Below are 19,852 nucleotides of genomic sequence, written 5' to 3'. Positions count from 1 at the left end.
GGATTTTACCCGCTGTTGCGCAAACCGGAAGCGACGCCGTTGATCGACAGATGGATGCCGCGGGCGACGCGCTCGTCGGTCTCGCCGGCGCGGTGGCGCTTGAGCAGTTCGACCTGCAGGTGGTTGAGCGGGTCCATGTAGGGCGAACGCAGTTGCAGCGAACGCTTCAGTTGCGGGTTGTCGCCGAGGAAATCGTCCTGTTCGAGAATGGCCAGCAGGTGCTTTTTCGTCAGTTCCCACTCGCTGCATATCTGGCCGAAGATGCGTTCGCGCAAGCCGGCGTCGCTGACCAGTTCGGCATAGCGCGAGGCGATCGCGAGATCGCTCTTGGCCAGCACCATGTCCATGTTGGACAGCAGGCTCTTGAAGAAGGGCCAGGATTTCAGCATGCGGCGCAGCGTGGCGAGGCCGTCGGAATTGGCCGCCAGATAACCGTCGACCGCCGAGCCGAAGCCGTACCAGCCGGGCAGCATCAGGCGGCATTGCGCCCAGCTGAACACCCAGGGAATGGCGCGCAGGTCTTCGATGCGCTCGGAGGCCTTGCGCGACGCCGGGCGGCTGCCGATGTTGAGCAGGGCGATTTCGGACACCACGGTCGATTGCCGGAAATAGGTCGTGAAGCCCGGTGTTTCATAGACCAGGCCGCGATAGGCGTTGAAGGCGCGCAGTGACAGCTCGTCCATGACGGCATGGAACTGCTGTGCCGGCTCGACCTGGTTTTCGTGGTCGGTCAGACTGGCTTCCAGGGTTGCGGCGAGCAGCACTTCGAGATTGCGCCGGCCATTGTCCGGGTTGCCGTACTTGGTCGAAATCACTTCGCCCTGTTCGGTCAGGCGGATCTGGCCGGATACGGCGCCGGCCGGCTGGGCAAGGATGGCATGGTAGGACGGGCCGCCGCCGCGCCCGACCGAGCCGCCGCGTCCGTGGAACAGGCGCAGGCGCACGCCGTGCTGGCCGAAAACGCGGGCCAGTTCGATCTCGGCCTTGTAAAGCTCCCAGCCCGAGGTCAGGAAGCCGCCGTCCTTGTTCGAGTCGGAGTAGCCGAGCATGACTTCATGCTCGTCACCGCGGCCGGCAATCAGGGCGCGGTAGGCCGGGATGGCGAAGATGCCGTCCATGGTCGCGGCGCTCTTCTGCAAGTCCTCGATGGTTTCGAAGAGCGGAATGATATTGACGTCGAGACGCGCCGTGCTGCCCGGCAGTAGCAGGCCGGATTCCTTGAGGAGCAGGGCGAGTTCGAGCAGGTCGGAGACGCCGTCGGTCTTCGAGATGATGAAATTGGGCAGGGTGGCGGCGCCGTATTTCTCGCGCAGCTCGCGGGCGGCAAAGAAGATTGCCAGTTCGCCCTGCGTTTCTTCCGAGTAATTCAGATAAGGCGAGTAGAGCGGACGCGGCGTGCTGATTTCCTCGACCAGCAGCTTGATCCGGTCGACCTCGGCCAGCGCCTCATAATCCGGGCAGCGGCCGGCGCCGGCGAGCAGTTCGGCGACGCTGCGGGCGTGCACTTCGGAGTTCTGGCGCAGGTCGATCGGTGCCAGGTGGAAGCCGAACACCTGCACGGCGCGCAACAGCCGGCGCAGGCGGCCGCCGGCCAGGCTGGCGCTACCGTTCAGCTTGAGCGAATTGGTCAGGATCTTGAGATCGGCGCGCAGGGCTTCCGGTGTGGCATAGGCGCTGGCATTGCCGATTTCATGGCGGACCGGTTCGACATGGTCAAGCACGCGGGCAGTGGCGGCGAGCCGGGCATAAATGCCGGACAGGGCGCGCCGGTAAGGTTCGTCGGCGCGTTGCGGCGAGTGATCGGTGGAATGTTCGGCGAGCGCCACCAGTTCCGGCGTCACCTTGACCAGCAGGTCGGAGAGCGGCAATTCGCCGCCCAGCTCGTGGATTTCTTCGAGGTAGTGATTGAGCGCGGCCGCCGACTGCAGGCGCAACGCCTCGCGCAGGATCTCGGCGGTGACGAAGGGATTGCCGTCGCGGTCGCCACCGATCCAGGAGCCGACGCGGAAGAAGGGCGGTAGCGCCCAGTTCTTTTCCGGGTAGCGCTTCTGCAGTTGCTGCGTCGCCTGGATGTAGAGGCGCGGCAGTTCGGTGAAGAAGGTTTCCTTGAAGTAGGTGATGCCGTTCTTGACCTCGTCGAGTACCTTGAGGCGGACCGGGCGCAGCATCCGCGACTGCCACAGGGTGAGAACCGAATTGGCCAGCGCCAGGTCGTTTTCGGCTTCTTCTTCCGGCGTCATCTGCAGGCGTTCGCGCTGGTCGAGCAGGCGGGCGAGATCGCGGTGATTGCGGATCAGGCTCTGGCGCTGCACTTCGGTCGGATGTGCGGTGAGCACCGGGGCGACCACGGCATGCGCAAAGAAGTCGGCGATGGCTTCCGGCGATACCTGGGCGGTCGACAGTGCGTCGAGGGCAAAAACCAGGCTGCCTTCGCGCGGCGGCGAGCCGGCCAGATCGTAGGCGCGGCGCCGGCGGATGTGGTGCTCGTCCTCGGCGATGTTGGCCAGTTGCAGGAAGTAGGAAAAAGCGCGGACGACGGCTTGCGTCGTGTCGCGCGGCAGCTGGTCGAGCAGGGCGGCCAGTTCGGCACGGGCGGCGGGGTCGCCGTCGCGGGCAAAGCGCACCGCCGTCTGGCGAACCTGTTCAACCGTGGCGAAAACGGCATCGCCTTCCTGCTCGCGCACCGTGTCGCCAAGGATGCGGCCAAGCAGGCGAATGTCGGTACGCAGGGGTTCGTCCTTGTTGCTGTCGGGTGCGCTGGCTTGCATTTAGTGCTTTCTGACGAGGAGTACGGAGGCGTCGGCGATCTTGGCCAGTTGTTCGGCGACCGAGCCGAGGATGAGTTTGGCGATGCCGCGCTGGCCATGGCGGCCGATCACGATCAGGTCGGCGCCGAGTTCCCTGGCCTTGTCGGCGAGGGTTTCCGAAACGCGACGGTTGCGCGCTTCGAGGAGCAGGGTTTCGGCGTCGATGCCTTCGGCGTCCTTGATCGCTTCGTCGAGCAGCTTCTGGCCGGCATCGGCGATTGCCTTGATGGCGTTGTCGATGTTCAGCGAGGTCGAGAAGGTGCGGCCGTGCATGCCCATCAGCGTCTCGTCAGCGACGTGCGTGATGTAGAGCTTGGCGTCGCTGGTGCGGGCCAGATGCAGGGCTTCGGCCAGCGCGCAGCGGGAAGTTTCGCTATCGTCGATGGCGACCATGATTTTCTTGTACATGCAGTTCTCCTTGAATTCGTGAATGGGGCATACCTTAGCAATTCACCGGTTTTTTAGCTGTTAGGGAAATCCTCAACAGCCCTGTACCGGTCGACTGCATTTTTCGAGCAAATATGCGACGGATTGATAGATGCGCCCGGTTTCGGCGGTCAGGCCGATTTCGCAGGTGCGGTTGGTCGACACGCCGCAGCCGCAATTGGCCGGCAGTTCGGCGTGGATCTTGCGCAGCGCGTGCTGGTTGAGTTCCGGTACCGCGAAGCCGCGGTCGCCGGCAAAGCCGCAGCAGGTCACGCCGGCCGGCTCGATGACCTGTTCGGCACAGGCCTTGAGCAGGGTGCGCAACTTGGCATCCGAACCGGTCTTGCGCACCGTGCAGTTGATGTGCAGGGCAATCGGACCCGGCTGTTTGTTGAGCATCAGGCGCGGCAACAGGGCGTCCACGGCAAATTCGTGGAAATCGTAGAGCTTGAGGCGTCCGGCCAGATGTTGCTGCATGCGCACCGAGCAGGTGCTGGCATCCATGATCACCGGGTACTTGCCGTTCTCCGAGGCTTGCATCAGGGCGGCTTCGAGACGCTGCGACATGCCTTCTGCCTCTTCGGCCATGCCCTTGCTGGCGAGCATCTGGCCGCAGCACAGGCTGTCGAAGCCCGCGGGCAGGATGGCGCGGTAGCCGGCGCGTTCGAGTAACTCGATGATGACCTCGCCGAGCTGCTTCTCGCCACTGTCGGCCGGCCCGAAGATGCGGCCGCCGCAGGTCGGGAAATAGACCACCGGGTCGCCCTGCGTCATGCGTGCGACCGGTGCCTTGCCGGCGTGCGGCATGTCCTTCTTCCAGGCGCCGCCGGAAATGCGGGCGAGGAAGTTGTCGCCGAGCACGCCGGAAACGGCATGGCCGACTTTCAGGCCGAGGCGCGAGGCGCTGGCGACCGCGCCGAAATGTTCGCCCGTCCAGGCGTTGACCGTGCGGGCGGTGTCGCCCATCTTGCGGCCGCGCAGGCGGCGGGTCAGGTCGCCGGTATCGATGCCGACCGGGCAGGCGGTCGAGCACAGGCCGCAACCGGCGCAGGTGTCGAGGCCCATGTAGGCGTAGTCTTCGCCGATGCTGCCGGCGGGCAGGCCCTGGGCTGCGCGGCGGGCCAGTTCGCGCACGCTGACGATGCGCTGGCGCGGGCTCAGCGTCAGCCGGTGCGAGGGGCAGAGCGGTTCGCAGAAGCCGCATTCGATGCAGCGGTCGACGATGTCCTCGGCGGCCGGCATCGGCTTCAGGTTGGCGAGGTGGGCCTGCGGATCGTCATTGATGATGACGCCGGGGTTGAGCAGGTTTTCAGGGTCGAACAGGTTCTTGATGCGGCGCATCAGCTCGGCCGCGTCCTTGCCCCATTCCAGTTCGACGAAGGGCGCCATGTTGCGGCCGGTGCCATGCTCGGCCTTGAGCGAGCCGTCGTATTTGCCGACCACCAGCTGGCAGACGTCGTCCATGAAACGGGCGTAGCGGTCGACCTCGGCCGGATCGCCAAAATCCTGCGTGAACACGAAATGCAGGTTGCCCTCCAGCGCATGTCCGAAAATGATCGCCTCGTGGTAGCCGTGATGGCGCAGCAGGCCCTGCAGGTCGAGCGTGGCATCGGCCAGCGACTCGATCGGGAAGGCGACGTCCTCGATCAGCACGGTGGTGCCGGTGCGGCGCATGGCGCCGACCGAGGGGAAAGTGCCCTTGCGCACCTTCCAGTACATCTCGCAGGTCGCCGGATCGGTCGAGAAAACCATCGGTTCGACCGTGGCGACGCCTGCGATGGCGGCATGCACGGCGGAAATCTTCTCCTGCAGCGCGTCGACCGTTGCGGCGCGTACTTCGATCAGCAGCGCGGCTGCCTCCTCGCCCAGCTCGCGCATCACCGCCGGCAGGCCGGGCTTGTTCTCGACTGAATGCAGGGCGGGCCGGTCGAGCAGCTCGACCGCGGCGACCGGCTGCGGCTTGAGGCGGATCACTGCTTCGCAGGCAGTGCGGATATCGGGGAAGAAAACCAGCGCGGAAGCCTTGCACGGATCTTCGACGACGGTCCGGTAGGTGATGCTGGAAATGAAGCCGAGCGTGCCTTCCGAGCCGATCATCAGGTGGCTCAGGATGTCGATCGGATCTTCATAATCGACCAGCGCATTCAGGCTGTAACCGGTGGTGTTCTTGATCTTGAACTTGTGGCGGATGCGCTCGGCCAGTTTCGGGTTGTTGCGCGTGTCGCTGCCCAGGCGTTCGAGTTCGCCGAGCAGCACCGCATGGCTTTGCGAGAAGGCATTGACGCTGAGCGGATCTTCCGTGTCGAGCACGCTGCCGTCGGCGAGCACGACGCGCAGGCCGGCCAGCGTCCGGTAACTGTTCTGGGCCGTGCCGCAGCACATGCCGGAAGCGTTGTTGGCGGCAATGCCGCCGATCTTGGCCGCCCCGATCGACGCCGGATCCGGCCCGATCTTCTTGCCGAGCGGCGCCAGGCGGCGATTCACCTCACCCCCGACTATCCCCGGCCCGACCTTGACCTTGCCGGCATCGGCACTGATCTCGCAACTGGCAAAGCCTTCGCCGATCAGCGCCAGGATGCCGCTGCTGATCGCCTGACCGGACAGGCTGGTCCCGGCCGCGCGGAAAGTCACCGGCGTGGCATGCAGCCGGCCGGCGGTCAACACCGTACGCACGTCGTCTTCCGTCTCGATCAACGTGATCACCTGCGGGATCAGGCGGTAGAAACTGGCATCGGTGCCGTAGGCGAGGCGACGCAGATCGTCGACGATGATCTGGTGATCGGGGAGGTGTTGGCGGAGGTGCTGGATGAGGGCGCTCATGTTGTTCGTCTCGGGTGTTTGTTTTTGGCGTGGGTGGTGATGGATTGGGTGCTTGTTTTGTGTTGGGGTTCAGTCTTGCGGGCGGTATTCGCTTTGGTCTTGCTTACGGGAGATGTTGTCCTCGTTTGGCGTGATGTTTCCGCCTTGTGGGCGGGCGTACTTTCTTTTGCTTCGCCAAAAGAAAGTAGCCAAAGAAAAGGCGACCCCAGGCTACGCGGTCGGCTGCGCCGACTCCCCTGCGCTACTCGCTGCTGGCGGGGGCTGCGGAACTCGGGGCTACGCCCCTCAAACAGTCCTCGCCCTTTATCCGCCATCAGCTCCGTTGCTCGGCGCTCCACATGGGGACCCGGAAAAGCGTCGCCGCCGAACCGTTGAAAATGGTTTTGGGCTGTTTTTAGCGGTCGATCGCCAAAAAACACCCTTTTTGCTTTTTTCAGGGCAGAGCCGTTGTCTCGAGACGCCTTTCGGGTCCCCCTGAGAGGCGCTGAGCAACGCAGGACGGCCGGGGGCATTCGGCTTGCGTCTGTCTGAGCCGCAGGCGAGTTTAGCAAGCCGCCCGGACGGCCGAGTAGCGCAAGGGACCGGGCAAAGCCCGGCGCCGACCCGGGGGTCGCCTTTTCTTTGGCTACTTTCTTTTGGCGAAGCAAAAGAAAGTACGCCCGCGCCGCCAGCGCGGAACCCGGCCGCCAAAAAGGTGCTGCACTATTTGCGCGAGAAAGGCCAACCGAACCCAGCCGCCAACCAAGTGCCACACTCACTTCTCGAAAGTGAACAAATGAACCCGGCGGCGGAGCAAGCCCCAATCCCATTTACCCGCGATCCTTCAGCATATCCCGCAAGCGCTTCGGTGCCGGCTTCAACGGAACCCGAACACTCGTCCAGGCCCCTTGCTTCGCAGGCATCAGCCACGCAAACCGACTCCCCAGCCAGGTCGCAACAGCGTACAGGGCAGGCGAGCGATACACCGCCGCCCACCCCTTCCAGACGGAAGTCATCAACCAGCTATACCCCGCACCCTGACCAAGCATCGAAGGATTCGCATGCGGCGCGGTAAAGGCTTCTTCGCGCAGGCGCATCAGCAATTCCGGGATCGGAATCTTGACCGGGCAGACCTCGCCACACGCGCCGCACAGCGAGGAGGCGGTGGCCATCGATGAGGTCGCGTCCAGGCCGAGCATGTGCGGCGAGATGATCTTGCCGATCGGGCCGGGGTAGGTCGTGCCGTAGGCGTGGCCGCCGATGCGGGTATAGACCGGGCAATGGTTCATGCAGGCGCCGCAGCGGATGCATTGCAGGGTCTTGCGCAGTTGTTCGTCGGCATAGGCCTGGCTGCGGCCGTTGTCGAGCAGGACCAGGTGGACTTCGGCCGGGCCGTCTTTCTCGCCCGGTTTGCGCGGGCTGGAGATCATGTTGAAGTAGGTCGAGATGTTCTGGCCGGTTGCCGAGCGGGTGAGCAGCGAGAGCAGCGGCGGGATGTGTTCCAGTTTTTCGACGATCTTCTCGATGCCGGTGATGGCGATATGCACCGGCGGCGCCGTCGTGCACATGCGGCCGTTGCCTTCGTTTTCGACGAGGCACAGCGTGCCGGTTTCGGCGACGGCGAAATTGACGCCGGAGAGGCCGATGTCAGCCTCCAGAAACTTCTGGCGCAGCACATTGCGGCCGATCTGGATCAGCGCATCGACGTTGTCGGTGTAATCGACGCCTTCGACCTTGTCGGCGAACAGGCGGGCGATTTCTTCCTTGGTCTTGTGGATGGCCGGCATGATGATGTGCGACGGCTTTTCATCGGCGAGCTGGACGATGTACTCGCCCATGTCCGACTCCAGCGCGGCGACGCCGGCGGCTTCGGCGGCATGGTTGAGCTCGATTTCCTCGCTGACCATGGACTTGCCCTTGACCATCAGTTCGGTGCCGATGCGCTGGCAGATGCCGAGGATGATGGCGTTGGCTTCCTCCGGCGTCTCCGCCCAGTGCACCTGGATACCGTTGCGCGTCAGATTGGCTTCGAGTTGTTCGAGCAGGGTCGGTAGCTTGGCCAGGTTGTACTGGCGGATGCTTTCGCCCAGCGTGCGCAGGCTGGCCAGTTCCCCGGCATCCGGGAACTGCGCGGCGCGCTTGCTCATCAGGAAGTCCATGGCGCCGCGGAAGCTCTGGCGCAGGAAGGGATTGTCGACGACCGCCTTGGAGCGGGCGCGGAAGCCTTCGGCCGGCTTGAAGTGCAGAGTGTGCTCGCTCATTGTGCGTCCTCCGTCAGCAGCAAGACGACCAGTTCCTTCGGGCCGTGTGCGCCGTAGGCCAGCGTCTGCTGGATGTCGGCGGTTTTCGACGGGCCGGAGACGAGCAGGGCGTTGGTCGGCAGGCCGTCCTTCCAGCCTTCGCTGTGCATCGCCTCGTAAAAGGTGTTGTAGATGCGGTTCGCGTCGAGCAGCACGATATGCACCGGCGGCACCAGCGACATCAGGCGCGGCTCGGCGGCGTCCGGCCAGAGGATCAGCGTGCCGGTCTCGGCGATGGCGGCGCGGGCGGCAGTCAGGCTGGCCGGCGTCGCGTTGAACATTTCCGTCTTCCAGGCTTCGATCGCCATGTCGTAGACCTGGCAGTCAACGCCCTGGCGCGGGAATTCATCGAGCACCGCGCAGCCGTGCGTCGTTTCCTCGCTCACCAGGATCTTGTCCAGCCCCTTGCTGCGCAGGACTTCGCGCAGGGTGGTCAGCCAGTCGGCCGGCGTTACCGCATGCACTTCGGCATGCGCCAGTTCGATGCACTGGCGGAAGCGCTGCACCTTGCCGGCCTTGTCTTCCGGCGTGCGATGCGTGGCATACCAGGCGGCGACGTCCGGTACGGCCTTGTCCTGGCGCGGGGCGGCCTTCAATTTGTTCAGGATGCGGTCACGGGCGCTCATTGGGCAGTTCTCCGCAGCAGGAAGCTGGCGATGTGTTCGCCGGGCAGGCTCGGCTTGCTCTTGCCTTCCTGTTGATCCTTCCAGGCTGCGTGGCCGAGGATGTTCATCAGGCAACCGCAGTCGGCGCTGACGACGCGCTCGGCGCCGGTCGCCTTGAGGGCCTTGACCTTGTCTTCGACCATGGCGCCGGAGATTTCCGGCTGCTTCAGCGAGAAGGTGCCGCCGAAGCCGCAGCATTCGGATTCATGATCCTGCTGCGCGACCTTGACCTTGTCCAGGTTGCCGAGCAACTGCCGGCCAGTCAGATGGACATTCATTTCGCGGCGCGCCGAACAGGAGGTGTGCAGCACGACGGTGCAGTCGCCGCCGGTGTCCTGCGGTTGCCAGTCGAGCACATTGACCAGGAAATCGGTCAGCTCGTAGATGCGCGTCGACAGCGCTTCGGCCTGCGCCTTGCGGGTCGGGTCCGCGGCAAACAGTGTCGGGTAATGGTGCTTCATCATGCCGGCGCAGGAGCCGGACGGCACGACGACCGGCCAGTCTTCCGGGAACAGCGTCAGTTGCAGCGCGGCAACTTTTCTCGCTGCGTCGGGAAAACCGCTGGTGTAGGCGGGTTGACCGCAACAGGTCTGTTCTTCCGGGAAATGCACGCGCATGCCCAGGCGTTCGAGCAGGGTGATGGCGTCCATGCCGGCGCCAGGATAGAACTGGTCGACGACGCAGGTGGCAAAGAAATAGATGTCGCGCGGGCGGCTCGCGGGTTTTCCATGATTCGGCATGGTTTCTCCGTTGGTAAATTGGTCAAACCAATATTTCGTGAAGCGAAAATGTACGATACAACCGTTACTTAGTCAATCATATAAGGGTTTTTCCGGTGCTTGCGGTTTACCGGTTTGCTTATTAGAATGGCGTGGTCTTACCAATCAATGACCACTCAAAAGCACTGCGAAAGCCCCATGTCACCAGCCAAAATGCAGGTTCCGCGTATTTCGGATGCCGTCGCTGCTTCACTCGAGCGCCGCATTCTTGAAGCTTCGCTGAAGCCGGGCGATCGCTTGCCGCCGGAGCGCGAACTCGCGGCCGAGATGGGCGTGTCGCGCCCGTCGCTGCGCGAAGCGATCCAGAAACTGGCCTCGAAAGGCATGGTGCAAAGCCGGCAGGGTGGCGGCACCTTCATTACCGACCGCCTCGCCTCGAGCTTCTTCGATCCGTGGCGCGACATGCTGGGCGCGCACCCCAATCTGCGCGAAGACATGCTTGAATTCCGCCGCATGCTCGAAGGCCAGGCCGCCGAGTGGGCTGCCGAGCGCGCCACCGGCGACGATCTGGCCCGCCTCGATCAGGCTTTTGCAGAACTCTCGGCCGCTTTTGCCGCCGACGACCTCGACAACCGTTCGCGCTGCGACATCGCCTTTCACCAGGCGATCGGCGAAGCCGCCCACAACGCCTTGCTCGGTCACTTGTCGTCGGCCCTGCTGCGCCTGATGCACGACAACATCCGCCTCAACCTGGGCGAACTGAATGGCGTGCCGGCCGCCGGTAACCTGCTCAAGAACCAGCACACCGCGATCCACGCCGCCATTCACGAGCGCAAGCCGGCGGCAGCCCGCGCCGCCGCCGAAACCCATATCGATTTCGTCCGCGAAACCCTGGCCCAGTCGCTGCGCACCGCCGCCCGTCGGGAAACGGCAGCGCGGCGCCTGAGCAGCGATTTCAGCAATAACCCTTCGTCTTCTTCTTGATTTGACCCCCCGGAAAGGAACAGGCATGGAGCCTATCGTCATCCCCTTTGAACAATTGCGCATGACTGACGTAGAGCAGGTCGGCGGCAAGAACTCCTCACTCGGCGAAATGATCAGCCAGCTGGCTGGTACGGGCGTCCGCGTGCCGGGCGGCTTTGCCACGACGGCCTCGGCTTATCGCGAGTTCCTGGCGCAGAGCGGCCTCGACAACAAGATCAACGCCGCCCTGGATGCGCTCGATGTCGATGACGTCAATGCACTCGCCGCCTGCGGTGCGCAGATTCGTCAATGGATCATGGAAACGCCGTTCCCGATGTCGTTGACCGTTGCGATCACCGAGCAATACCAGCGCCTGGTCGCCGATTCCACCGCCGACATGTCCTTCGCCGTGCGCTCTTCCGCCACCGCCGAAGACTTGCCGGATGCTTCCTTCGCCGGCCAGCAGGAAACCTTCCTGAACATCGTCGGCCTGGAAAACATCCTGCACGCGATCAAGGAAGTCTTTGCCTCGCTGTACAACGACCGCGCCATTTCCTACCGCGTGCACAAGAACTTCGTGCATGCCGACGTCGCACTGTCCGCCGGTATCCAGCGCATGGTGCGTTCCGACAAGGGCGCCGCCGGCGTGATGTTCACGCTCGACACCGAATCCGGCTTCCGTGATGCCGTGTTCGTCACCTCCAGCTATGGTCTGGGCGAAACCGTCGTCCAGGGCGCTGTCAATCCGGACGAGTTCTACGTGCACAAGCCGATGCTGGCCGCCGGCAAGAAGGCCGTCGTGCGTCGCAACCTCGGTTCCAAGATGATCAAGATGACCTTCTCGGCCGAGAAGGTTGCCGGCAAGTCGGTCGTTACCGAGGATGTCGAGGAATCCCTGCGTCACCAGTTCTCGTTGAATGACGAAGAAGTCATGGAACTGGCCCGCTACGCGATGATCATCGAAGCCCACTACGGTCGTCCGATGGACATCGAATGGGGCAAGGACGGCATCGACGGCAAGCTCTACATCCTGCAGGCCCGCCCGGAAACCGTGCAGTCGCAGGCGCATGCCGGCAAGGTCGAAAAGTTCAAGCTCAAGTCCTTCTCCAAGGTGCTCGCCTCCGGCCGCGCCATCGGCCAGAAGATCGGTGTCGGCCCGGTTCGCATCGTCAAGGACCCGAAGGAAATGGACCAGGTCAAGCCGGGCGACGTGCTCGTCGCCGACATGACCGACCCGAACTGGGAACCGGTGATGAAGCGCGCTTCCGCCATCGTCACCAATCGTGGCGGCCGTACCTGCCACGCCGCCATCATCGCCCGCGAACTGGGCATCCCGGCGATTGTCGGTTGCGGTGACGCCACCGAAACCCTGACCGAAGGCGAAATCGTTACCGCCTCGTGTACCGAAGGCGATACCGGCCACGTCTATCGCGGCAGCCTCGATTTCGAAGTCACCTCGCGCGACATCACCGCCATGCCGGACGTCCCGGTCAAGGTCATGATGAACGTCGGCAACCCGGAACTGGCCTTCGAATTCGCCCAGCTGCCGAACGCCGGTGTCGGTCTGGCCCGCGTCGAATTCATCATCAACAACGTGATCGGCATTCACCCGAAGGCCATTCTCGACGTCGATCGCCTGCCGGCTTCGAAGCGCGACGAAATCAAGCGCCGCGCCCGTGGCTACGCTTCGCCGAAGGAATTCTTCGTCGAAAAGCTGGTTGAAGGCGTGTCCACCATCGCCGCCGCCTTCTGGCCGAACCCGGTGATCGTGCGTCTCTCCGACTTCAAGTCCAACGAGTACCGCAAGCTGCTCGGCGGCGAGCTCTACGAGCCGGAAGAAGAAAACCCGATGCTCGGCTTCCGCGGCGCCTCGCGTTACATCGCCCAGTCCTTCCGCGACTGTTTCGAGATGGAATGCCGCGCCATGAAGAAGGTCCGCGAAGAAATGGGCCTGACCAACGTGCAACTGATGGTGCCGTTCGTCCGTACTGTTGGCGAAGGCCAGGGCGTCGTCGATCTGCTCGCCGAACACGGTCTGAAGCAGGGCGAAAACGACCTCAAGCTGATCATGATGTGCGAAATCCCGTCCAACGCGCTGCTGGCCGACGACTTCCTCAAGATCTTCGACGGCTTCTCGATCGGCTCCAACGACCTGACCCAGCTCACGCTGGGCCTCGACCGCGACTCCGGTCTGGTCGCCAACCTCTTCGACGAACGCGACCCGGCCGTCAAGATGCTGCTCGCCATGGCCATCGCCTCGGCCAACAAGGCCGGCAAGTACATTGGCATCTGCGGCCAGGGCCCGTCCGACCACCCCGATCTGGCCGAATGGCTGATGGATCAGGGCATCAGCAGCATCTCGCTGAACCCGGATACCGTGGTTGATACCTGGACCCGTCTGGCCTCGCACAAAAAGGCCTGATTTTTACGGTCGACCGTTGAAAAACGGCAGAAATGAAAAAGGCCGGGAGCGATCCCGGCCTTTTTGTTTGTCAATTTTTGGCGTTGATTGTCAATTGTGGCGTGATTTTTGTTATTTGTTGCCAAACTTGGCGATGTTAGGTGCTTTGTGAACTTGTTCGAGTCTTGTCGATGACGCATCAAGTGGCGAATGCTCGGCATGCCATTTCCTCCCGCTGCCCGCCAAGCCTTCTGCTGCATGGTTTGCGGGGCGCGCCGGAGTTGTTTTTGTGCGCTTGAATTTTCCCCGGCGGCATTGTCAGCCCATGGGCATGCATCTTGCGAATGGATTGTCATGGCTGGATCAATACAGTCATCAACCGAGAGATAAAGGGAGAAAATCAATGGCATGGGATCTGTTGTTTACGTCGGATATCGGGCTGTTCAGCCTGTTTACTATCGCTTTCATGATCGTCATGGGTGTGTATATCGGGCGCTACGCGATGCAGCATATGAAGTCGGACGCCAAGGATGCCGCTTCGAATTCCGGTTCGGCAGGTGTCGCCCATTGATTTGCAGTTAGTGGCAAGCGGCCTCCGGTTGCGGGGGCGGCAGGAAGGAGGGCGATCTCCTGGTGTGTTCCTGCAAGAAGAGTTGGGCAGATGACGCCAGAGTCGCTCCCACGACTGTCTGGTTGTCTGTCGACAATTGCTTTCCGGTCTTTTCTCCCGGTTTCCGGGGGAAATGCATGTTTGCCGGTTTTCCCAAGCCAGGATCGGGGCAATTGCGGCAAGCCTTGCTTTTGAGTCGGGATGTGCCCGGGGTCGCCTGATCCTTGTTTGCCACCGAATTTGCACGATGAAAAGGCCGGTTTTCCGGCCTTTTTCATTTTCGCGATATTTTTTGTGTTGACCGCCTAGGTCGTGATGCGGTTCATGGCCACGGTCAGTTGCGGGTAATAGCCGAGGCGGCTGATGCCGATGCGCCGGGCGATTTCGACAGACTCGGCGGCTTCGCGTGCGGCAGGCGAGTGTTCGAGCAGGCGGGGAAAGGCGCTGGCTGCATCGGTTGCCGTAAAGATGGTCAGCAGCAGGTGGCCGCAGGCCTTGTAATAGGCCGGATCGAGTCGCACGAAGCGGGCGCCGTCATCGCAGGCATCAAGATAAGTTGCCGCCGTTGTTGCGGTTTCTTGAAGTCGGTCGATATCCAAATGGTTGAGCTCGATCATGGTGACACTCCTTCATGAATCATTCAGCAAAACTGCTTCCGTGCATGTATTAACGTCCGGAGCCGGCATGAAGTTGAGGCTATTTACGTGCTGTAACACCTTGCCCGGGATGTGCTGCTTTAAAACCGGCTGCTGGTCATCCGGGCGGCCAGTTCGATGCCGTCGCGACCGTTCTCCTTGGTGCGGTACATGGCCGCGTCAGCGCGTTTGGTGAGCGTGATTTCATCGATGCCGTCGGTCGGGTAAATGGCGATGCCCAGGCTGCAGGAAACCCGCTGCTCAACGCCGTTGACCGTTACCGGCTGGCGTACTGCCTCGCATATTTTTTCCGCCAGACTGAGCGCGTCGCTCGCATCGGTCAATTCCGTCATCAGGATGACGAATTCGTCGCCGCCAATGCGGCCGACCGTATCGGCGGCGCGGACGGTCGTGCGCAGGCGTTGCGCCATCTCCAGCAAAAGCTGGTCGCCGACGGCATGGCCGAAGTTGTCGTTGATCGGCTTGAAATGATCGAGATCGAGAAATATCAGCGCGAACTGCCCGTTCAGGCGCTTGGCCCGGGCAAGTTCCTGCTGCAGGCGGTCGCTGAACAGGGCCCGGTTGGGGAGTCCGGTGAGCAGATCGTGCTGCGCCATGTGACGTAGTTTTTCGGTCATTCTGGCGGCCAGACGCAAGGCGCGGCTACGGCCGTTGAGCAGCAACCAGACCAGTGCCGCCAGGGCGAAGCTCAGGCAGGTGCCGGCGGCGGCGATGACGAAGTCGGTATCGCGATCGTAGAGCTTCTCGAATTGCTGTTGTGTAGATAGCGAAACAGTCCAGTTGTGGCCGGCGACAACCATGTATTCGATGGTGCTCAGCGTGTTCTTGCCAGCCGGCTCAGGCTTTTCCTTGCCATCTGTCGAGCGATAGATCAGTGCCGCCTCGGTCGGATCAACTTCGTCGTAGATGCTCAGGGCGAGGCCGGATGGCTGCCTGCCATACAGACTGGCCATGAAGTCGTTCATGTGGAACGAGGCAAATACCCAGCCAACCAGATGGGCACGGCGCTGGGCCAGGTTGTCATGCGGCTGGTCGTGGGCGAAAACCGGCAGGTACATGATGAAGCCCGGCGTTGCAGTGCTTGCGTCGTCTACGGCGAGGCGGACTTTGCCGGAAATCGCGGCCATTCCCGAGTCCCTGGCCCTGATCATGGCCTCCTGGCGTCGTGGTTCGGACCAGGCATCAAAACCGAGATTGGTCCGGTTGCGGCCAAAGTACGGTTCGCGCTGGATGACCGGTGCGTAGATTTTGCGTTCGCCGGCCGGTTCAATCCGGTAATCCGCCAGGCCAAGCTGGCGCATCGCCGCTTCATGTCGGGTCTTGTCCTGCGCCGTTACCAGCTCGACGACGCCAATCACCTGAACCCCGGAAAAATTGGCATCAAGCTGCAGTGACTCGATGTAGTCGTGAACAGCCTTGCGGTTCTTCAGGCTGGTGGTCGCCAGCATGCTTTGCACGCCACGCAGCATCTGCTCGTAGGCCGCAACCCGTTGCTCGATGCGGCTGACCGTTTCGCGCAGGGCGAAGTTGAACTGCGAACGCATTTCATTGTTTGCACTGTTGCGCTCGTGATCCCAAACCAGCCAGGTGGTGCCGAGCGAGGCGAGCAGCGCCAGCCACGGCAGCAGCGAAAGGAGTGCTGCCGCGCGGGTTCGGTACTCGTCCATGGGCCGGTCTAGAAGTCGACCATGGCGGCTGCCTGGTCCGGTTTGAAGTACTTCGCGAAAATCCGGTGCATCGTGCCGTCATTGCGCATGCCGGCGATCAGCCCCCGCCATTTTTCCTGCTCGGCGACCGGCAGGGCTTTCCTCGACATGATCAGGCCATGCGGCACGGCCGGGTCGTTGAATTCAATGACCGTCGTGAACTCGCGGATTTTCTTTTCTTCCAGGCTGGGGTAGTCGAAGGGTTCGATGATCATGCCCTGGATGCGATTGAGTTGCAGCGCCTGATACAGCGGCGACAGTCCGCTCGACAGGCTGAGGCGGTTGTCGGCCTGCAGCCGGTCGACCAGCCGGTTGGCCGATTCGCTGTAGCGGAAGCTGCGGATGACGCCGAGCTGCAGGTCGGCGTTTTGCACGAAGTCGTTGATCTGGCGCACGCTGACATCCTTGCGCACCAGCAGGTAATAGCGGTTGCTGAAATACCAGGCAAAGGTGGCAAATTTTTCACGATCGGCATTGGCAATGCCGGAAAGGCTGAAATCCAGCGCGCCGGATTCGATCAGCTGCCAGATGCGGGCGCGTGGCATCAGGCTGACGGTGACTTTGCAGCCGCTGCGCCGGATCAGTTCCTCGGCGACATCCTTGTCGATGCCGGTATCGGTGTCGGCTGAGTAGAGCAGGCCGTGATCGTGCAGGGCCAGGGTGTAGGGGCGGGAACAATCGGGAGCAGCTGCGCCGGCACTTGCGAGATTGCCGAGCGAGAGCATTAAGGCAAAGGCTATGCGTACGATCATCGTCGGTCTCCGGGGGGAGGTGTGACTATTTGTTCAAATTGTTACTCAATCATACCGAAACATTGCAAAACGGCGAGCGGTCAAAACCCTGATAGCGCTTGCCCTGCAACAGTAGTCGCCGACTGTGCAACTGGCCGGCAAATCTCCGGGGGCGGCGACGCTCTGCGGGCAGGGCATGCGGATATTTACCGTGAATATCCGCTTGCGCCCGATCTGCCATGCATCGCCCGCCGCCTGCAGATCTGGCCGGCCGGGGGGATGATCACCTGGGGACAAATCCGGCCGGGCGCCATCGGCACAGGCTACTCCTCGCTTTCCTACCTGCACCGGCTGCCCTTCAACAGTCTCAAGATCGACCGCAGCTTCGTCATGTCGCTGATCGACGAGGAGGGCAACTACGCCGGCGGTTCGGCGCTGGTCCCGGCGATCATCGCCATGGCCCACAACCTTGGCCTCGAAGTCATCGCCGAGGGGGTTGAAAGCGAAGGCCAGCTACTGATGTTGCGTGATCTCGCCTGTGACGTGCATCAGGGCTTCCTCAGCGGTCGACCGGTCTGCGAAGCCGATTTTCGTCGGCAATTCATGAGCACCGGGCGCGGCGGCCCGTCACTCGGCGCCTGAGACTCAGGCCGATACGTTCCACTCGGCAAGAAACTGCGTCACGAAATCCTGCATGAACTGATGCCGCGGCTCGGCCAGGGCGCGGCCGGTCGGCGTGTTCATGCGGTCCTTCAAGAGAAACAGCTTCTCGTAAAAGTGATTCAGGCTGGCGCCCTTTGACGCCTTGTAGGCCGCCGCCGTCTGGTGCAATACCGGCGGCTCGTCCGGATCGTGCATCAAGCGCCCGGCGTGGCCGCCGTAAGCAAAACAGCGGGCAATGCCGATCGCGCCGATCGCATCCAGGCGGTCGGCATCCTGCACGCAACGCCCCTCCAGCGACCGCATCGGCGTCGCCACGCCGGCACCCTTGTAGGAAATGCTGGCAACGATATCGACCACCGCCTCGATCACCGCCGCCGGCGCACCTTCCTCGCTCAGCAGCAAACGCGCTTCGCGCGGCCCGACACTGTCGTCGCCGCCGTGGAACTTCCAGTCGGCAATGTCATGCACCAGCGCGCCCAGTTCGGCAATCACCAGGTCGGCCCCCTCGCGCTCGGCAATCTGCCGCGCCAGCTGCCAGACGCGATGAATGTGATGCCAGTCATGGCCCGAGCTTTCCGACAAAAACTTGGCCTTGATCCGGGCGGCAATACGGTCGACGAGGTTTTGCATGCGATTTTCCTGGGCGAAGGGGGCGACATCGTAACGCCGAATCGGGGAGAGGCTGGCGGCGAGAAAGCTGTCCAAGTTATTTTCAGCCGAATGGGATATGGCCTATGGCATAATTTTCCCATTACAAATTCATAACAAAACGGAAGGGTGGCCGTGGCGTCTTTGATTCCGGCAATCGGCGTGTGTGTCTCCCGCATGACCGGTGGCGAAAAGCGTCTCGCCTACCGCCTCGAGCAAAAGCTCGAAGATGACTGGCTGCTCTGGTACGACGTACCGCTTGGGCCGCGCAATGTGCATCCTGACTTCGTTGTCACTCACCTTAATAAAGCAGGCTCCCCATGTAGCGACATGGCGGTGATTTACTGCGACTACGGTATCGGCAAACCGGTCCTCTCCTCGCCAAAAAAGTCGGCATGCCGGGGGCTTGTCAGGATCAAATCATCTTTGAGGAGAGGGAAGACACCGTGAAGTTTTTGAGCATGCACAACTGCAATGGGTTGGAGTTTCCTCTGGTGGTGATAACTAGGAGGGCACGGGAGTTGGTGGTGGTTTGGAATTAAAGAAAATCTTTTCGGTTTCGTCATATTCGAATAAACAGAAAGAAAATATGTTTTTCTATGTCGATGAAAGTGGTCATACAGGCCCCAATATTTTTGATGTTGACCAACCTGTTCTTTACTACGGTGTACTAAGTGCAACGACCAACCTAGACCTTGTCGCAGAGGAGCAGGTTAAATTGGCACGAAAGAAGCTTGGCGTTGAACGGCTTCATGCAGCCGAATTGGGGCTTGGAGGGTTGGTCAAGATTTCTGACTACCTTATTTCCGTGCAAAAGAGACATAAACCGATTTTTGACCTCTATCGTGTTGCCAAGCCTGATCATGCCATTATTTGTTTCTTTGATCAGGTGTTTGATCAAGGAATCAATCCAGCAATGACATGGACTGGATATTGGACACCGCTTCGCTATATTTTGCTGGTAAAACTCGCGTCGCTATTTGACGAGAACCTCGCGAAACTCGCATGGAGTTCTCGAATTGAAACAAAAAATCAACACGCCGAATCATTACTAATTCAGGTATGCAGTGAATTGATTAATAGATTAAAGGCTCTGCCGGATGAAAGGTCTAGGCAGCTATTGGGTGACTCTCTGAATTGGGCCATTCGAAATCCAGATAAATTACAGTACAACTGCCAATCAAAAAAAGAAGTGCTAACTGTAACTCCAAATTTAATTGGGTTTCAATCGGTTATGCATGGCATTGCATCTAGGCTTAAAAACGGTAAATCTTTCGCTAGTATTACGATTGATCAGCAATCTCAGTTTAATAAAGCACAAAAGAATCTCGCAGAGTTTTATGCGAATGCTCGCGATATTCCTTGGGAAACTGGGCCAGGATTGCCAAAAATGGATTTGTCAAAAATTCCAACAGCACCCATTTCGATCCGTTCGGGAAAAGAAAGCGTGGGACTTGAGCTTGTGGATTGCTATTTGTGGCTTTTCAAGCGTCTTCTTGAAGGTAAGGATGTGGCGGATGAGTTAGCCCCGATTTTTAGGGCTCAGGCTTATCGTGGTCGTACCGACGAAATTTCGATAAATGCAATTTCAAACCGTTGGTCTAAATGGTTTGATGAACTCGTTGAACCAACGAGTGATCAGATTGATATGGCAGAAAACATAAGACGTATTGACGAAAGTCGAAGGCAAGAAGCTATTAGTCGGCAATAGAGGTAAAAATGGGTAGTCAAGAACAACAATAGAAAAATTAATAGAGG

General features: G+C 61.1%; 17 protein-coding genes. 6 read left to right on the top strand and 11 right to left on the bottom strand.

From position 1 onward, the window contains the following. Nucleotides 1-5: 5 nt before the first annotated feature. The 6 genes from ppc to KI612_RS11970 all read right to left on the bottom strand — a co-directional run bounded on the left by ppc (nucleotide 6) and on the right by KI612_RS11970 (nucleotide 9,737). The gene (gene ppc, locus KI612_RS11995) at nucleotides 6-2,768 is read right to left on the bottom strand and encodes a phosphoenolpyruvate carboxylase (protein ID WP_226440314.1); all 2,763 of its coding nucleotides are present in this window, start codon (nucleotides 2,766-2,768) and stop codon (nucleotides 6-8) included. After that, complete coding sequence (locus KI612_RS11990; RefSeq protein ID WP_226440313.1) at nucleotides 2,769-3,215, bottom strand: universal stress protein; 447 nt, start codon at nucleotides 3,213-3,215, stop codon at nucleotides 2,769-2,771. 72 nt (nucleotides 3,216-3,287) lie between these two features. Further along, complete coding sequence (locus KI612_RS11985) at nucleotides 3,288-6,053, bottom strand: FAD-binding and (Fe-S)-binding domain-containing protein (RefSeq protein WP_226440312.1); 2,766 nt, start codon at nucleotides 6,051-6,053, stop codon at nucleotides 3,288-3,290. An 809-nt stretch (nucleotides 6,054-6,862) separates the two neighbouring features. Beyond that, on the bottom strand, nucleotides 6,863-8,293 hold the full coding sequence (locus KI612_RS11980) for a LutB/LldF family L-lactate oxidation iron-sulfur protein (protein ID WP_226440311.1): 1,431 nt from the start codon (nucleotides 8,291-8,293) through the stop codon (nucleotides 6,863-6,865). Next, nucleotides 8,290-8,958 (bottom strand): LutC/YkgG family protein, encoded by a 669-nt coding sequence (locus KI612_RS11975; RefSeq protein WP_226440310.1) that lies wholly within the window; start codon nucleotides 8,956-8,958, stop codon nucleotides 8,290-8,292. Before KI612_RS11975 ends, KI612_RS11980 begins: the two co-directional genes overlap by 4 nt. Next, entirely contained in the window at nucleotides 8,955-9,737 is a 783-nt protein-coding gene (locus KI612_RS11970; protein WP_226440309.1) for a (Fe-S)-binding protein, read from the bottom strand. Before KI612_RS11970 ends, KI612_RS11975 begins: the two co-directional genes overlap by 4 nt. A gap of 177 nt (nucleotides 9,738-9,914) precedes the next feature. Between KI612_RS11970 and KI612_RS11965 the strand changes: the two genes are divergently transcribed. Beyond that, nucleotides 9,915-10,700 (top strand): FadR/GntR family transcriptional regulator, encoded by a 786-nt coding sequence (locus KI612_RS11965; RefSeq protein WP_226440308.1) that lies wholly within the window; start codon nucleotides 9,915-9,917, stop codon nucleotides 10,698-10,700. A gap of 25 nt (nucleotides 10,701-10,725) precedes the next feature. After that, a complete protein-coding gene (gene ppsA, locus KI612_RS11960) occupies nucleotides 10,726-13,101 on the top strand; it encodes a phosphoenolpyruvate synthase (protein ID WP_226440307.1) in 2,376 nt (791 codons plus the stop codon). On the opposite strand, the gene KI612_RS11955 is transcribed toward ppsA, so the two are convergent. Next, nucleotides 13,020-13,490 (bottom strand): hypothetical protein, encoded by a 471-nt coding sequence (locus tag KI612_RS11955; RefSeq protein WP_226440306.1) that lies wholly within the window; start codon nucleotides 13,488-13,490, stop codon nucleotides 13,020-13,022. The genes ppsA and KI612_RS11955 overlap by 82 nt on opposite strands. Between KI612_RS11955 and KI612_RS11950 the strand changes: the two genes are divergently transcribed. Further along, complete coding sequence (locus tag KI612_RS11950; RefSeq protein ID WP_226440305.1) at nucleotides 13,484-13,651, top strand: DUF3149 domain-containing protein; 168 nt, start codon at nucleotides 13,484-13,486, stop codon at nucleotides 13,649-13,651. The two genes, KI612_RS11955 and KI612_RS11950, sit on opposite strands and share 7 nt — an antisense overlap. A gap of 344 nt (nucleotides 13,652-13,995) precedes the next feature. Here KI612_RS11950 and KI612_RS11945 read toward each other — a convergent pair whose 3' ends face one another. The 3 genes from KI612_RS11945 to KI612_RS11935 form a co-directional block, all read right to left on the bottom strand. Beyond that, on the bottom strand, nucleotides 13,996-14,307 hold the full coding sequence (locus tag KI612_RS11945; RefSeq protein ID WP_226440304.1) for a hypothetical protein: 312 nt from the start codon (nucleotides 14,305-14,307) through the stop codon (nucleotides 13,996-13,998). Between the two features lie 119 nt (nucleotides 14,308-14,426). Beyond that, nucleotides 14,427-16,013 (bottom strand): CHASE domain-containing protein, encoded by a 1,587-nt coding sequence (locus tag KI612_RS11940; RefSeq protein ID WP_226440303.1) that lies wholly within the window; start codon nucleotides 16,011-16,013, stop codon nucleotides 14,427-14,429. A gap of 8 nt (nucleotides 16,014-16,021) precedes the next feature. Next, on the bottom strand, nucleotides 16,022-16,804 hold the full coding sequence (locus KI612_RS11935) for a substrate-binding periplasmic protein (protein WP_226440302.1): 783 nt from the start codon (nucleotides 16,802-16,804) through the stop codon (nucleotides 16,022-16,024). A gap of 258 nt (nucleotides 16,805-17,062) precedes the next feature. Between KI612_RS11935 and KI612_RS11930 the strand changes: the two genes are divergently transcribed. Continuing rightward, complete coding sequence (locus KI612_RS11930) at nucleotides 17,063-17,425, top strand: EAL domain-containing protein (protein WP_226440301.1); 363 nt, start codon at nucleotides 17,063-17,065, stop codon at nucleotides 17,423-17,425. A 3-nt stretch (nucleotides 17,426-17,428) separates the two neighbouring features. Here KI612_RS11930 and KI612_RS11925 read toward each other — a convergent pair whose 3' ends face one another. Beyond that, on the bottom strand, nucleotides 17,429-18,151 hold the full coding sequence (locus KI612_RS11925; RefSeq protein ID WP_226440300.1) for an HD domain-containing protein: 723 nt from the start codon (nucleotides 18,149-18,151) through the stop codon (nucleotides 17,429-17,431). A gap of 78 nt (nucleotides 18,152-18,229) precedes the next feature. Here KI612_RS11925 and KI612_RS11920 point away from each other — a divergent pair, with 78 nt between their 5' ends. Both KI612_RS11920 and KI612_RS11915 read left to right on the top strand, forming a co-directional pair. After that, entirely contained in the window at nucleotides 18,230-18,544 is a 315-nt protein-coding gene (locus tag KI612_RS11920; RefSeq protein WP_226440299.1) for a hypothetical protein, read from the top strand. An 82-nt stretch (nucleotides 18,545-18,626) separates the two neighbouring features. After that, nucleotides 18,627-19,805 carry a DUF3800 domain-containing protein gene (locus KI612_RS11915; RefSeq protein WP_226440298.1) on the top strand — a complete coding sequence of 393 codons (1,179 nt, stop codon included), beginning with the start codon at nucleotides 18,627-18,629 and terminating at the stop codon, nucleotides 19,803-19,805. Nucleotides 19,806-19,852: the final 47 nt, after the last annotated feature.

Origin of the sequence: Quatrionicoccus australiensis (genome assembly GCF_020510525.1) — a bacterium.
Classification (GTDB): domain Bacteria; phylum Pseudomonadota; class Gammaproteobacteria; order Burkholderiales; family Rhodocyclaceae; genus Azonexus; species Azonexus australiensis_B.
Note: the sequence above shows the minus strand (reverse complement) of the source record. Positions and strands in the feature narration are given on the sequence as shown.